We start from the raw sequence: 13,708 nt of genomic DNA on the forward strand, positions 1-13,708 counted from the left end.
TGTGTGATTCCCGAGGCCAGAAATGAAAAAACCCCGCCGAAGCGGGGTTTAGGAGTTGTTTTAAGTCCGTGTCTAAGTGACCACTCTTAGCAGATTACAGTAATTTTTGCGTACGCGTTATTTTTTTCTTTTCTTTTTTATATTGCGATTTTGATGCTCTCTTACCAGTTGAGGTAAATTAGCCTTAGGCCCCGGAGAAAATACAGATTTTTTCCCTTTTCTACATGACTGGGCATCAGGGAAAGCACCTGCTAATCTTTCATTGCATTGACGCATTAACGTTATGATTATATCTAAACACAAACACATATAACCCAAGTCAGTTTCATTAAACATACCTGAGCCTCTTTTATTTGGTTCATGATTGTAGAATGAAATGGGTAAAATATGAATATAATTAGACAAAATATCAAAAATACTATCAAATAAATTTTTATCTATTTTATATTTTAAGATCAATTCATCCCTGGGATAAATCATCAAAAACTTACCATTCAAACAATTTTTCTTTACAGAGCTTGGCAATTTAAGAAAAAAATCATTGGAGTTCAAATTATCACGAATTTTATCTCGTTCAGTTTCAAAAAACGTGATTTTATCAGCGTCCCCAGTGGACTGCATGAGTTTCAACCGTTTAATACAATCATTCATATGCATAGTCCATAGTTTCGCCTTCCACTCATTTTCACAAAGAGGCTCCTCAGATATATACATATAAAATAGATAACCTTCCATAAGTGCTCTAACATGAGCGGCTATGCAACTTAAATCCCAGAAATGAAAATCTTTTTTATACCATCTGGACATTGGCGCGGCACTTAGCAAACATTCTCCATGTATACATAATCTTGTGAATATCTGAGAGCCAAAACCAACATGAGCTACAACGTACCTGCCAGCTGTAAATTGGTTCATGGCTATAGATTCACAAATTACCGCATCAAATTCATCCAGCAGCCGCTTATATACCTCGACCGTCAGGCGTTCAGAAAGAAAGAAATTACATTCAGTGTCATCTTGCATATTATTATTCCTTTATCATCGCAATTGCTCCGGAAACAAATCCCAAGCCAGATTGTAACTTATGTCTAATGGTTCCATCAGAACATTTCATTTTCTTCGCAATCATTCGTAATGATATACCAATTACGAAATGAGCAATAATCAATTCATACTCTTCCGGCTTGTACTTTCGCAAACGTGCTACACAGCCGTCAATTATTATCCCTTCATCATCATCGCATTGAAGTCGGGACTTTTTACCGTAAGGCAGCAAGCCTTTAAAACCTGCTGCGATTGATTGCCAATCTACACCGCTATTGTCGGATGCAGCCCAAGCTCCCCACATATCCATTACTTCATACATGTCGCGCATAATTTTCTCCAGATATCAGGCCAGAACGCCGAGCGCAAAGGCACGGTCCAGCAATTTGATAATTAATTCAGGTTGTGTGCCGTACTGGCGCTCGAACGCCGCCGGGCTGTTGTGTAGCTCGGTATGGTGTTTTCTACAGAGTGGAATGGTGAACGCATCGTGGGCTTTGGTCGCCATTCCACCCTGCTCCCAGCCAATCAGATGATGGGCATCATCGGCGGGGTTGCCGCAGCACGTGCACGGTTGGGTCTTCACCCAGGCGAGGAACTTTGGATTTTCCCAGCGGATGCGTTTTGGTCGCGCATATAGTGTCTGCGGCGCCACGGGATCAACCGTGACTGAAACCACGGGCTTTATGGCTGGTGGCTGAGGTAATGCCGCCTTTTCGACTTTCTCCGCCAGTATGCTGGAGGCTGGCAGAGACGGGACAATATCGGATTCGCGCATAACAGACGTTATTGTTTCAAGGGGCAAACCAAGCACCCGGCGGGAAACTTCTTCCGGTATGGCATGAGTAACTCCCCGGAGAATGGCCCACCAGCACAGCTCTGGCAGAGTTACTTCGTGGTCGTCGGCAAATCGCAGCTCACCGCGAATGGCGCGCAAAATCCAGGTGGCGGCATTTTTGGCTACGATTTGATCCAGTTCCTGGCAGGGGGCTTCACGCAACTGGTTATCGCAGTGCCAGCAAAGCAGTGCGGCGCCACCAGCATGGCGATGCGTAACCAGCTCTTTGTGGTGATAAGTTGAGTGCGGCCACTGGCACTTTTTACCGCGGCGCCGTAACCAGGCCTCAAGCCCATTAATACCTCCAGCCGCATTAATAACCTTTTGATGAGTGAAGAACGGGCACAATGCCGCATCATTAATAAGCATCTGCCGGGCAGGCGGTACGGCGCCCGAAGGAAGGTCAGCCATGCTCTCTGGCTGACGCTCCACCAGTACGCGACCAGAAGTGAAGATATGCATTAGCTCTTTGCCGGGGCGCAGCAGCACCACGCCCATTTCGCGGGCAATATCCGGTTTCAGCAAGGCGCGCATGCCGCCTCCCGGATTATGATTTGCCCGAACTCGCCCCACACTTTGGTTATGCGGCAATCCCAGATGTGCGCATCATCCTCATAGAGCGCGTCCATCAGGGCTTTCAGCATGTTGTCGCAGTCAGGCTTAGCCTGGTGTGGCTGGCCGTTATGTTGCTGGCGTTTCTTTTTGCTCCAACTGGCGGGCATAGGCAGGACAAACGTGACATGCGCACCAGACTCAGGCAGGGTTACGCCACGTAGCCGCACCTCATCGCAGAACGCCCGGTAACGCATAACCTCAGGGCGCTTTTTCCACTTGTCGGCGCGAGTCATACGGGGCTTGCCCATCGGCACGATTGGATAAATTTGCATACTCACTCCCAGTGCCTCCACTGGTAAGTTTTATCTGGGCGCGGGGGGTTTTCTGACTCAGGTAATCTGGCACTGACAATCCAGGTCTTATAGTCAGATGAAAGGCTTTTTTCGGTTTTTACGTGATTTGCTGCATAGCGGGCCACCAGCTCGGCAGCTTGTTCTGCAGTGAGGTCGGTATGCGTGAACCAGCCTTTTTTCATGCGACACCCCACCCGGCGGCAAGGTATGCAAAAAAGCTGGCGTCGACAGACGTCAGGAAAGTGAGGTTTTTCGATTTTTTTTGCGCCATGGTTTTCTCCGTGGCGCAGCAGACTGCCAGTTGTTCAGGCTGGCTAAGACAATATATCAGAAACTGGAGAAACCCGGTAACCGGCTCGCTCGAGCATCTGTGTAAACAGGGATGGTGTGCCAATAATCTCATCATCCTGAATAGGCATAAATGATACCTGCCCACCACGGCGGTACATTAAAGCCCTTTCACATTCAGGAAAACATTGCAGTCTGGCGACGATGACCCCATCGTGACATCTGATGACTACATACCCCTTGTTTGGCAATTCTTCTGGTTCTTCCACTCCCCTACCCCCTTCATTCACACGGAAACTCAGTGACAGCGCATTTCAGTAAAACCAGTCGTCGGCGCTTTCCCATGTCTCCTGAAGGATCTTCTCAACTTTCTTTTTATCGTCTTTATCACCACCAAATACGGTCAGCCCGTCTGAGCCCGTTCGGCGGATAACAAGGTTGCAATTTTCATATTGGTCATTAAGCCGTTTCAGTAACTCTTTTTCCAAAGCAGGAACTGCGCCCTTCGGAAGTTCTTTAGTACGATCAATGGTTAATTCTATTTTCATGATAGTCCCCCACCGCTTAACTGTATATTCATACAGTACATCTATACAGCAGAATTTTCAATACAAGATCATGATGTAAAAAGCCCCGCATATGGCGGGGCTTGCTTACGCTGCAATGTTTTTCTTTCCATACATCTCTGGCAGGTTTGCGCTTACAAACCCCTCGGCGAACAACAGTAACTATTAAACGTCTAAGAATTGAATGCGCATTTAACTTTTATAGAATCTATCCTCTTGACAGCATTACTGTATATGCATACAGTAATGCTGTCAGTTTGTACACCTGTGATATGGAATCATGTATGGGGTTACATGTCGTGCAGGCACAAGAATAATGTCCACTTAAGAGAATTGAGTTGATAACTTTCATTTTTAAATTTAACTGGCTAAATATCAGGGTGTATATACATACACTTCCGTTATTAAATCTTATTGTTTAAAATCCGCGCGCTTCGCTGGAGCAAATATGCAGCATATTTCGTGATTAATGCTTAAAAATGCCCTTAAAGTTTATAGCTTTTTTGCCGATTAAAGCTTAAAACTTATTATACATTATCAAGATGGTGATCTGTACGTAGAAACAGACGTCAAACTTAATGTTCAGGGAATGCATTAAAATCAGTTAGTTAGCTGATATTGTTGATTGGGATATGTATGTTTGCACAGCGAAAAGAATTATATAAAAAACTCGAAGAAAGCCGTGGTTCTAAAGTTATTACATATATCACGGGCGACAGGCCCGTGTTGGGTACACAGATATCTTCCGATGTGTTTGATTTCTTTGCAAACCATCTAGATGAAATCGGTGACACCCCTAAGATAAGTCTCTTCATTTATACCAATGGTGGAGACATTTTGGCAGCATGGAGTATTGTAAACCTGCTTAGGCAATTTTGTAAGGAATTGGAAGTTATCATTCCTTCTAAGTGTCTGAGCGCTGGCACTTTAATGAGTCTTGGGGCTAACAACATAATTATGACCAAGCAAGCAACACTTGGTCCTATAGATCCAAGCGTTAATGGTCCCTTAAACCCGCAAGTCAACATCGGCGGTCAACTGCAACCTTGGGCGGTTAGCGTTGAGGAAATCAAAGGTTACATTGCAGTTGCTAAAGAAGAATTCGGAATAGAAGATGATGCAGGTTTAGCGCAAATACTTCATTCTTTAAGTGAAAAGATACATCCTTTAGTGCTTGGCCGAGTGTATCGCACTAAAGCTCAGATACAGATGCTGGCTAAAAAACTCTTAGTAAATCAGCTATCTAGACCTGAGGATGCGGATCCCATTGTTAGTTTTTTATGTAGTGAATCTGGCAGTCATGACTATACCATCAACCGAGTCGAAGCACTTGAGTTGGGTTTAAAGATTGAAAAACCTAATGAAGAGCTCTATCGATTGATAAAAGATATTTATGATGACATCAAGGCTGAACTTCAACTTGGGCAACCCTTTGATGTCAATGCAATACTTGGCGCTGGTAATGTCCTGCGCTATGAAGCTGTGAGATGTTTAATAGAAGCAACTGATACTTGCTCCTACCAGTTCCGAACTGCTATGCAATTAAGTCGCCACGTAACTGACGTTGGGGGCACACAACAGTTCTTTGTCAACAACACTATTTTAACGGAAGGGTGGAATCAATATGACCAATAACCGCACTGCCACTGCGAAATATTTGGCATACAATCAAGGGGCTACAACCTCTACCCCGATTAATAATTATAATCGTTCAACCCCTGCACAAGCTGGTTCACAACCGATCATTGGTCAACAGACTACACAAATTCAGACCAATTTCAGAATCAAATAATACATGCATTTCATGCTGAAAGGCCTGCTTACGCAGGCCTTTTCGTTTTATGCCGCAATTACTTTGGCTGAACAAAATTCAGACAGATTTGCGCGTACAAGTGCCTCAGCGAACGGTGGCGGAACGGCGTTGCCACACCGGGCCACCTGCTTGTCTTTGGCGTACTTCACACCTTGATAGTCGCGGTCGATGATGTACCACTCCGGGAACCCCTGCGCCCGGTACAGCTCGCGGGGTTGCAGCATGCGCATGCCGATATCAACGATGCGATATACCACACTCTCAATCGTTACGAACTCGCTGATGCCGTACTCATGCAGGAATGCCGCCACTTGCCCCGCCCGGTGCTCGTCATATTCGTTTTCAGCCAGCATGGTCCTCACCTCACCGAAGTGCAGACCACCCGCCGTTACGGTCTGCAACGGTGTATCGGTTGGCTGACCGATATTCGTGCCACGCATTTTGACGATGCTCGATGTAACCAGCGCATGGTGATCCGTAGTTGTCACCGTATGAACTGGTTCATCAAGTGCCAGACCAGATCCTGAATAATTCCCGCCAAAGTGTTTTACGAGGTTTGCCGCCACCAGCGCATGTTTCGCCCCGCCAGCGACAACGGTACCCAGTGGTTTGTCTAATCCCGGCACTCGCGGCAATTGCCCAGGCCTCTCGCCGTATCCCGTTTGAATCAATGTTGGCATCACCAACTGCGATTTACCACCGCCACCAGCGGTTACGGTGGCGCTCGGCTCATCAACACGGTGACCGATGCTGTTGCCGAACTGTCGGGAAATTATCGGTGCCAGGCGCGGCGCGATGATATTTGTCCGGTTCTGCGTAAGCAGTGTGAAAAATGGCTTATCCACCGGGCGCGGTTTCATCTGGAACGATGAGCCACCAGTTCCAGCAAAAATCGGAGCCACTACCGGAGTGGCGATCGCAAAACCGTGCTTTTTGGTAATCGTCTGCGTTGGTTCGTCCAGCGACTGGCCACGGAAACAGTCGTAATTCGTTTTAGTGCTGGTGTGGTTGCACTTCACGATAAACGGCGTTGCGCTGTTCACCACGAAACGTTCAATACCGCGCGCAATCCTTCGCATGGTATTTGTGGCTAAGGCCTTTTTGCGGTCGAAAATTGACGGGCACGGTATCGACCAGTCGATACACTCGGCCGCCGTTCTCCAGGGTTTAAGTTCACCTGATTTAACCGCGGCTGTTTTCGGATCCCTGTGGGTTTGCTCCGGCCAGCAAATTGCGGTGCCATCGCAACGCATCACCATGAAGAATCTTTTTCTAATCGTCGGCGCTCCGTAATCACACGCGCGCAGCTCACGATGTTCGACCGCATAGCCCAGCCCGGCGACCAGCCGCTGCGCCTGTTTACTGTTTGGATCGATATTCAGGAACTCGCAGCACTCGGCCAGTGCCGGGTGATCAATACTTATGCCATCGGACAGCATGCTGACAAACGCATTAAACGTCTCGCCTACGCGATCCGGGTCTGGACGCATTTCCGCCGCCAGCAGCGGTCCCCAGGTGCGGAACTCCTCAACATTTTCCAGCATCATGACACGGGGTCGTACTGTCAGCGCCCAGCGAACCACAATCCAGGCTAAGCCACGAATTGCTTTTTCCACCGGGGTTCCGCCTTTCGCTTTGGAGAAATGCCTACAGTCCGGGCTAAACCATGCCAGACCCACTGGCATACATGCGGTGACAACCGGAGGATTTACGTCAAAAACACTCTCGCAATAGTGCAGTGTGCCTGGATGGTTTGTGGTGTGCATCGCCACAGCATTCTCGTCGTGATTGATGGCGATATCCACGCTGCGACCAATTGCCATTTCAATCCCGGTAGATGCTCCGCCGCCACCAGCAAAATTATCAACGATGATTTCTCTCACGCGTATTTCTCCATGACAGCCGCCAGAGAACAGGCTGCTATAACGATTTCAGGTACTGGCACTTTTTCCAGCCACATGCGGTTTATGTGATGTTTGAGGCGGCGCTGGTGGTGCGCCGGGAGATCCCCGGCGCGTTCAACTTGTGTGTAAACCAGCGCTACCTCGGCAGGCCAGACAGTCTCGGGAACATCCACCAGCAACAGGGATTCCAGTTCGCTGATGCGACTGCAGGCATAGGAGATAAGCGAATCCGTCATGCGGCACACCTCCCTTCGTCAACGCCATTTCTCCCGCATGCCGTGTTGTAGCTGCGCGGGTCACTATCAATGCCTATGAAGTTTCGCCCGGTAAGCTGGCAGGCAACGCCCGCCGTGCCACTTCCCATGGTGAAATCCAGCACCAAATCGCCTGGGTTGCTGTACGTCTCGATCAAGTACCGAACCAAATCCAGCGGCTTTTGCGTGTCGTGGTATTTTCTTTTCTGTTTATCGCTCGAAAAAAATTGAACATCACGCGGGTACCGGCTGGTGGAGTCGTAAGCGGTCAACGAGACTGCTTTGCCGTATACATTGGAATTTACCGTTTTACGCTTCGATTTTTTCCGCGCATGACCATGGGTGATCTGCGGGTTATAAGTCGGTTGGCGACGGTAAAACACCTGGACGTTTTCGTGCGCACGCAGCGGCTGAATTGCGACATTGAAAAAGCCAGTCGCGTTACCCTTCTCCCAGATCCATTCGGTTCGCCAGTCGCGCAAATTGCTGTTGACCAACACACTGGTGAACGGCTGTGCCGAAAACAGCACGATGGCCGCCGACGGCTTAGCCACTCGATATAGCTCGAGCCACATTCGGGGCAAATCCAACGGGGTATCCCAACTGCACTGAGTCGTGCCGTATGGAATGTCAGCGCAAACCATATCGATACTGCCGCTGGCTAATGTCGGGAAAATATCGAAACAGTCAGCGTTATACAGCTGAATCATCAGTACTCTCCCCAACTGTAAGTTGATGCTTCCGGGCCTGGTTCATCTACCGCTATCAGAGTGGAATCAGGAGTAGCGATGATTTTACTGAACCTGGTTACTTGACCATCATCATCACCAGAGATGTGACCGTGATTTACCAGCCCTTTCAGGCACAGGCGCACAGTTTCAGCCGTCAGGGTCATACGCGAAAGTTGGTACAACTTGCGGTGAACAAAAGCCGTCAGCGCCTCTTCCTTCGTGTAGTGATAACTGGAACGCTCAGCACCTTTTAAGCAACGTTTAACGTAGTATTTCCGCCGCTCTTTCGGCCCGCCGGTCCGGTACTTAACGAGCTGTTCTAAATCCATGTTTGGCATATCGTCGGTGTGCCAGAACGTCTTTTCAGACTCGCGGATAATGACGCGCTTCCACAGCATGACGATTGCGCGGCCGTCGCTATCATTGCCGTCAACGTAGCGGTAGCAGTATTTTTTCTCAGTGCTCATGACCGTGCTCCTTTGCTGGCGCGTAATGCTGCTTTGTAACTGGCTTTAGCTGCTTTCTTGGTAGGGCACCATTCACCGTAAATACTCACATCGCGGTAGTTTCCGATACGGTACATGCGGCAATTGCCATGGTGGTCATAATCCACGCGAGGTTTATTGATGCCCAACCATTCGTGAAAGTCATAACCGCAATCGGCATCCTGAAATTCCTGATAATTGCGTTTGGCCTCATACTTACGCGCGTTCATTTTCGGCGGTTCGTAATCCACCACGTCGCCATAAACAATGCCGTCGATCGGGTGATATCGGCCCGGTGAGGAGTGCGGCGCAGAATCCAGCACCACACCGATGTAATGGCCGAAATCTTTAACGATGGTGCCGGGTTCGCCGTAGGCAACAACGCGGCGACCGACACAAGCATTAACGCCGTAATGGAAGTTCACGTATTCAAAGCTCACGATTGCACCTCCCCTTTGATCTCACGAAGCTGGCGGCAGGCTTCGCGCATTGGTTTGCGATATGCCTCCAGAGATTGCTGGAACCCTGTCACATCCTCATCCACACCGAAATTCCAGCCTGCCTGCATACCTGAAACGAATGCGCGGTCACAAAGCGCAGCATGTTTATCGCTGTTAAATGCCGCCTCTGTGGCTTCTTCCCGCAGGGCTGCGATTGCTGCGGATGTGGCGAGGGATTGCATGCAAGCTATGATTGACTTCATTCCAGCCAACAACGCCTCGTCCTCCGAAGCTCCATTACCTTCTGCAATTGCGGACGCCGCTGCACCTTCCTCGCTATGTTTTAACCAGTTGTCGGGAGTAAGAAGAATGGTGTTCTCCATCGCCAACTGCTCGGTCAGTTCGGTTTGTTTATCCAGTGCAGTAGCCAGGCGAGACACCATCCTGGCGATCTCGATAATCGGGGTGTCAGCCGTCATTGCGGCTGCAAATTCGTGGCCCACGCGGGCTACATGTTTGTTTGCAACGATGGTCATTTCTGTGCGCTCCCGAAAATTTTGTGAACCTGATAGCCCTGCCATTTTTCGCGGCAAATCTGCGCTGCAGTTTGCGGCGCTGGTGGACAGGCAGCGGGTGCCACTCGCGAACGCCACCGATGTGTAAGCCGGTATTCAGGGTGGTGAGGTTTACCAACGTTTTTCACGATGCCTGCCAGCGTCAGACGTTTCAGGCGGTCGTAGGCCTCTTTGATGTCGCAGCCCAGCAGACTGCGAACCTGCCGTGTGGAAATGGATTTTTCGCGCGCCAGAAAATCAACGATGGCGCGTTGCTCAGGTTTCAGCATGCTTCTGCCCTCCGCGCGCGGGCATTGCGAATGCAGCGGTTACGCAATCGGGAAATGTCCTGAATCTCCTGACTGCTCTTTGCCAGTCGCATAATCTCGCTGTATTTCGTAGCAGCGCGCAGCCAGTGCCCCCGTGATTCAATCAGGGCAGCTTCTTCAAGCGCCATGCGGAGAACTTCCGGATCGGCTTTTTGACCGAGTTCCGGTAACTCGATATCGGGGATATCGCTGCCGGGCACAACGGTATATTCCCAGTGGGTGCCGTTGTGACTACGGGTCATGACACCGCGCTGTACTAACACAGCCAGTTGCTGCCCCGTCGAACCGGAGTCAGAGTTAAACGCGTCGCACACTTCCGGGGTGGTAATGCCTGGGTGCTGGCTGACATACACAACCAGTCGGTCAGCCTGAGTAATTCGTTTTTGTTTGGTCATTGGTCAATACTCGTTTTGGTTATTTAACAATCCGCAAATGGGTTACATTTTTGCGGTAACTCCCCCAGGTAAAATTCACCCAGATGCCGTTATCCATGGTCAGACGGTCCATAGCCCGTTCTCCCAGGATTTTCGATAACTCGTCAAAATTCAGGTTGGTCAGCACCCCCACAGGTTTCATTGCCGCCAGGCGGCGATCGATAATTTGATTCAGCAATACCCATTCATTTCGGGTGTCGCGCTGCACGCCGACCTCATCCAGCACCAGCAGGTCAACCCTGCACAGGTCATCCAGCAATACTGATTCGGACTGCCCTTCGTCATAGCATTTGCGGGCTCGCAGCATCAGGTCAGGAACGGTCACAACCAGCACTGTGTGGTTATGCTGCAGCAGGTAGTTACCGATGGCGGCAGCCAGATGATTTTTCCCGGTACCGCAGCCACCACTGAAAACGAAGCTGGCAAAACCGCTGCCGAAGTTATGGGCATAACTTTTTGCCAGCGTCAGCGCGTGTTTTTGTCCATCGTTACTCACCTGGTAATTTGCGAAGGTACAATTCCGGTGCAAATCGCAGATACCAGACCGGCCAAAAATCTTCTCAGAGCGAGCGCGCTGGTTTTCTTTTTCCAGTTCCGCAGCTCGTTTACGTCCCTCCTCCTGTTGCCAGGCCATTAACTCGGCAGCGCTGGTAAATTTCGGCTGAACACCTGCCGGGATCAGCCGCTGCAGACGACCAAGAATGTCACTCGTCGATTTCATGGTTACCCCCTGAATCCCGGCGGGATCGCCGTGTCGGGTGTCGAAACGCCAAAGGCAGGCTGACGACGCGAGACTTGCGCCGGGGCTGCAGTTTTGGCACGTGATGTTTTCAGGCTGGATGCGAAAGTCTGTTCCCACTGAATGTGGTGCTTCACCTTCCCTTCGCATTTCCAGTAGTCGCGGAATTGCTGCAATTCAACGTCGGTGTAACCCGGCTCTTCACCGAGATTAATACCCCAGAGCGCCGCCTGGCCGACAAAATCAACGCCTGGCGCCCAGTCCTCGGTGATCGGGAATTTACCTATGGGTGGGAAAAAATTGTCTTGCGCGCGTATATCTCTCTCTGGGTTTTCTTTTAGATCTGTATCTTTATCTGGATCTGTATTTGTAGTTCCCGTAGCTACTACAGTAGCTTTGCTACCGTAGCTGTCGTAGTTGCTAACGTAGTCGGCTACGAACTGAGAAATAGCTTCTACAGTAGTGATTTCTCCAGATTTGACGCCCGAAATTAACAATTCAATGCATTTATTTTTAACAAACCAGTCACCTTCCGATTTGAACTCGGAAAGCACCGTAGCTACGGAAATTTTCGGCTTGGCTACGACGCGAATCGTAGCTACTACGGTTAGTGAGCTACCGTAGCTACTACGTAGCTCACTAAGTCGTGACCATGGATTTTTTGAATACCCGATTTTCACAACATCCAGATCAGGGCCAGTGATGAAGTACAGATGCCCCTTGTAGAAGGTTCCCCCCTCAATAGCCGGTCTACTTTTTGAAGATGACGTGACCGTTTCGATGTCACGCTCAATGCGCAAATGAACCCAGCTTTCTCCGTCGTCTTCAAAGAACTCTTTCAGGGCAGTTTGAAGCTCAGCCCAGCGCGAATCTGAAACGCGAGCGATCTTAGCGAGACGGTTTTTTGGTATAGCCCTCCCCGTTTGCCAGTAATTGAACATGAGAAGCAAATACGCTCCATGCTCCTCCGTGGACAGATGCATGGTGTCCGCCAGGTAATCAGCAATGTAAAGTTGCATGTAAGGCAGCGCGGCCATGGTTACTCCTGATGCCCGGTTGCCCGGACGTTATGGTCATTGGTCAAAGCTCGTTTAAAAACACTGCGGCGCCAGAGTGCTGAGCAGCGCCAGCGCTGGCTCTGATACCTCTTTCGGGAGCATCGCGTATAGCGACGTGGCCGCTTCCCAAATTTCCTTTTCCAGGCGCTGTAGTGGTGCGCCCAACAGCTTTGCCTGGTGTGCTTCTGCGCATTCCTTGATGGCGCTCGCCACCAACTCTGCTTCGGTCTTGCCGGAACGGAGGCCGTAGGCGCGTGCTATCTCGATTGGCATCACTGCTGAAATCGTCGGGGCCAGTTGCATGACATAGCGGTTGTATTTTTCGGATCCGTTTTCGTTACGCAGATAGCGGAATAAGTTCAGCTTGTTGACTGTGATCCCCTTGCCGCCAGTGCGTTTCCATTCTTCCGCCACCAGCCGCGCTATCTGTTCCTGAGCCTGACCAGGCAACGTTTTTTCCCATTCGCTGACGGCGGTATTGATCGCCATCCGTTTCATGTTGTCGCGGCGGCGAGGTTCAATCTGATTTTTCGATTTCAGCGAAACGGCGGCAGCGTGTTTAAAGTCATGAGAGGTAAGCGTTTGCATATTTTTTCCTTTGAAAACCTACTGTTCAGGTGGAAAAACATCATCCAATGAGCAGGCCGCACCGAGCTGATTTAGTCCTTCAACAATTTTCCGTGAATCAGTGAGGCTGGGAGTTCTAACGAAGGTTTCATAATTTGCTAACCGCGGCTGGTTCCACCCAATCTTTTGGGCCAGCGCCAATTGCGAAACGTTGGCACGTTTGCGGTATTCAGAAATAAGGTTCATGCGTTTCTCCTGTCTTGTGTAGCTCATTATTCACATATCGTGAAATTAATGTCAATACAAGACGTGAATCGCGAGGAATTCACCTTCCGTGATAAGATCGGTTTATGAGCACAATTACTGAAAAGATTGGCGAGCGCATAAAGCAGCTCAGACTTCAAAAAGGATGGAGCCAAGGGCAAGTTGCAAAATTATGCGGCTGGTCAGGAGCCCCGCGCGTTGCCAATTACGAATCTGGCATCCGTAGTGTAGGTGCTGATGACGCAATAGTTTTAGCTAAAGTGCTGGGCACTACACCATCAGAACTGCTTTTCGGTGAGCCTGGAGATCAAAGCCAGTGGCTGAACGAATCTCAGAAAAAAATGCTCTCCCTCTTTAATCAACTACCTGATGCTGAACAACAAAAAATGATCAATATGCTTGAAATCAGGCTGAAAGAAATTGATGAGTACGTTGCCAAATATCTGCGTGGGCGATACTCCCCTCCCGAAGAATAAATTCAGGTGCATCAAA

General features: G+C 49.4%; 21 protein-coding genes and 1 pseudogene. 2 read left to right on the forward strand and 20 right to left on the reverse strand.

Annotated elements, in window-relative coordinates:
* Positions 1 to 117: 117 nt before the first annotated feature.
* The 7 genes from MRY16398_RS17930 to MRY16398_RS17960 form a co-directional block, all read right to left on the reverse strand.
* The gene (locus MRY16398_RS17930) at positions 118 to 1,023 is read right to left on the reverse strand and encodes a DUF5677 domain-containing protein (RefSeq protein WP_125124941.1); all 906 of its coding nucleotides are present in this window, start codon (positions 1,021 to 1,023) and stop codon (positions 118 to 120) included.
* Between the two features lie 4 nt (positions 1,024 to 1,027).
* Positions 1,028 to 1,375, reverse strand: coding sequence for an antiterminator Q family protein (locus MRY16398_RS17935; protein ID WP_125124942.1), 348 nt, complete (start codon positions 1,373 to 1,375; stop codon positions 1,028 to 1,030).
* A 15-nt stretch (positions 1,376 to 1,390) separates the two neighbouring features.
* Positions 1,391 to 2,416, reverse strand: a complete 1,026-nt coding sequence (locus tag MRY16398_RS17940) for a DUF968 domain-containing protein (RefSeq protein ID WP_125124943.1) — start codon at positions 2,414 to 2,416, stop codon at positions 1,391 to 1,393.
* Complete coding sequence (locus tag MRY16398_RS17945; RefSeq protein WP_125124944.1) at positions 2,401 to 2,769, reverse strand: RusA family crossover junction endodeoxyribonuclease; 369 nt, start codon at positions 2,767 to 2,769, stop codon at positions 2,401 to 2,403. Before MRY16398_RS17945 ends, MRY16398_RS17940 begins: the two co-directional genes overlap by 16 nt.
* A gap of 2 nt (positions 2,770 to 2,771) precedes the next feature.
* Entirely contained in the window at positions 2,772 to 2,972 is a 201-nt protein-coding gene (locus MRY16398_RS17950) for a hypothetical protein (RefSeq protein ID WP_125124945.1), read from the reverse strand.
* 132 nt (positions 2,973 to 3,104) lie between these two features.
* Positions 3,105 to 3,347, reverse strand: a complete 243-nt coding sequence (locus MRY16398_RS17955; protein ID WP_125124946.1) for a hypothetical protein — start codon at positions 3,345 to 3,347, stop codon at positions 3,105 to 3,107.
* 45 nt (positions 3,348 to 3,392) lie between these two features.
* Complete coding sequence (locus MRY16398_RS17960; RefSeq protein WP_125124947.1) at positions 3,393 to 3,626, reverse strand: DinI-like family protein; 234 nt, start codon at positions 3,624 to 3,626, stop codon at positions 3,393 to 3,395.
* A 654-nt stretch (positions 3,627 to 4,280) separates the two neighbouring features.
* On the opposite strand from MRY16398_RS17960, the gene MRY16398_RS17965 reads away from it, so the two are divergent.
* Positions 4,281 to 5,279: an SDH family Clp fold serine proteinase gene (locus tag MRY16398_RS17965; protein WP_125124948.1), complete on the forward strand. Its 999-nt coding sequence runs from the start codon at positions 4,281 to 4,283 to the stop codon at positions 5,277 to 5,279.
* A 204-nt stretch (positions 5,280 to 5,483) separates the two neighbouring features.
* On the opposite strand, the gene MRY16398_RS17970 is transcribed toward MRY16398_RS17965, so the two are convergent.
* From MRY16398_RS17970 to MRY16398_RS18030, 13 genes and pseudogenes are all read right to left on the reverse strand, one after another.
* Positions 5,484 to 7,340: a DNA cytosine methyltransferase gene (locus MRY16398_RS17970; protein WP_125124949.1), complete on the reverse strand. Its 1,857-nt coding sequence runs from the start codon at positions 7,338 to 7,340 to the stop codon at positions 5,484 to 5,486.
* Positions 7,337 to 7,597, reverse strand: coding sequence for a hypothetical protein (locus MRY16398_RS17975; protein ID WP_125124950.1), 261 nt, complete (start codon positions 7,595 to 7,597; stop codon positions 7,337 to 7,339). The genes MRY16398_RS17970 and MRY16398_RS17975 overlap by 4 nt, the downstream gene beginning before the upstream one ends.
* The gene (locus MRY16398_RS17980; RefSeq protein WP_125124951.1) at positions 7,594 to 8,325 is read right to left on the reverse strand and encodes a DNA-methyltransferase; all 732 of its coding nucleotides are present in this window, start codon (positions 8,323 to 8,325) and stop codon (positions 7,594 to 7,596) included. Before MRY16398_RS17980 ends, MRY16398_RS17975 begins: the two co-directional genes overlap by 4 nt.
* A complete protein-coding gene (locus MRY16398_RS17985; RefSeq protein WP_125124952.1) occupies positions 8,325 to 8,813 on the reverse strand; it encodes a hypothetical protein in 489 nt (162 codons plus the stop codon). The genes MRY16398_RS17980 and MRY16398_RS17985 overlap by 1 nt, the downstream gene beginning before the upstream one ends.
* The gene (locus MRY16398_RS17990; RefSeq protein ID WP_125124953.1) at positions 8,810 to 9,271 is read right to left on the reverse strand and encodes a hypothetical protein; all 462 of its coding nucleotides are present in this window, start codon (positions 9,269 to 9,271) and stop codon (positions 8,810 to 8,812) included. Before MRY16398_RS17990 ends, MRY16398_RS17985 begins: the two co-directional genes overlap by 4 nt.
* On the reverse strand, positions 9,268 to 9,807 hold the full coding sequence (locus MRY16398_RS17995; RefSeq protein ID WP_125124954.1) for a hypothetical protein: 540 nt from the start codon (positions 9,805 to 9,807) through the stop codon (positions 9,268 to 9,270). Before MRY16398_RS17995 ends, MRY16398_RS17990 begins: the two co-directional genes overlap by 4 nt.
* Positions 9,804 to 10,115 (reverse strand): hypothetical protein, encoded by a 312-nt coding sequence (locus tag MRY16398_RS18000; RefSeq protein WP_125124263.1) that lies wholly within the window; start codon positions 10,113 to 10,115, stop codon positions 9,804 to 9,806. Before MRY16398_RS18000 ends, MRY16398_RS17995 begins: the two co-directional genes overlap by 4 nt.
* Complete coding sequence (locus MRY16398_RS18005; RefSeq protein WP_125124262.1) at positions 10,109 to 10,549, reverse strand: hypothetical protein; 441 nt, start codon at positions 10,547 to 10,549, stop codon at positions 10,109 to 10,111. Before MRY16398_RS18005 ends, MRY16398_RS18000 begins: the two co-directional genes overlap by 7 nt.
* Before the next feature lie 19 nt (positions 10,550 to 10,568).
* Positions 10,569 to 11,309 carry an ATP-binding protein gene (locus tag MRY16398_RS18010; protein WP_107222984.1) on the reverse strand — a complete coding sequence of 247 codons (741 nt, stop codon included), beginning with the start codon at positions 11,307 to 11,309 and terminating at the stop codon, positions 10,569 to 10,571.
* 2 nt (positions 11,310 to 11,311) lie between these two features.
* Complete coding sequence (locus tag MRY16398_RS30990) at positions 11,312 to 12,007, reverse strand: DnaT-like ssDNA-binding domain-containing protein (RefSeq protein ID WP_232034432.1); 696 nt, start codon at positions 12,005 to 12,007, stop codon at positions 11,312 to 11,314.
* Between the two features lie 63 nt (positions 12,008 to 12,070).
* Positions 12,071 to 12,364: pseudogene (locus MRY16398_RS18020) on the reverse strand (YdaU family protein); the annotation flags it as partial.
* 54 nt (positions 12,365 to 12,418) lie between these two features.
* A complete protein-coding gene (locus MRY16398_RS18025) occupies positions 12,419 to 12,973 on the reverse strand; it encodes a toxin YdaT family protein (protein ID WP_125124955.1) in 555 nt (184 codons plus the stop codon).
* Between the two features lie 18 nt (positions 12,974 to 12,991).
* Positions 12,992 to 13,198, reverse strand: coding sequence for a helix-turn-helix transcriptional regulator (locus MRY16398_RS18030; protein WP_090087851.1), 207 nt, complete (start codon positions 13,196 to 13,198; stop codon positions 12,992 to 12,994).
* Positions 13,199 to 13,302: 104 nt separating this feature from the next.
* On the opposite strand from MRY16398_RS18030, the gene MRY16398_RS18035 reads away from it, so the two are divergent.
* Positions 13,303 to 13,692, forward strand: coding sequence for a helix-turn-helix domain-containing protein (locus tag MRY16398_RS18035; RefSeq protein WP_090087853.1), 390 nt, complete (start codon positions 13,303 to 13,305; stop codon positions 13,690 to 13,692).
* Positions 13,693 to 13,708: the final 16 nt, after the last annotated feature.

This window comes from Phytobacter sp. MRY16-398 (assembly GCF_003925915.1).
Classification (GTDB): domain Bacteria; phylum Pseudomonadota; class Gammaproteobacteria; order Enterobacterales; family Enterobacteriaceae; genus Phytobacter; species Phytobacter diazotrophicus.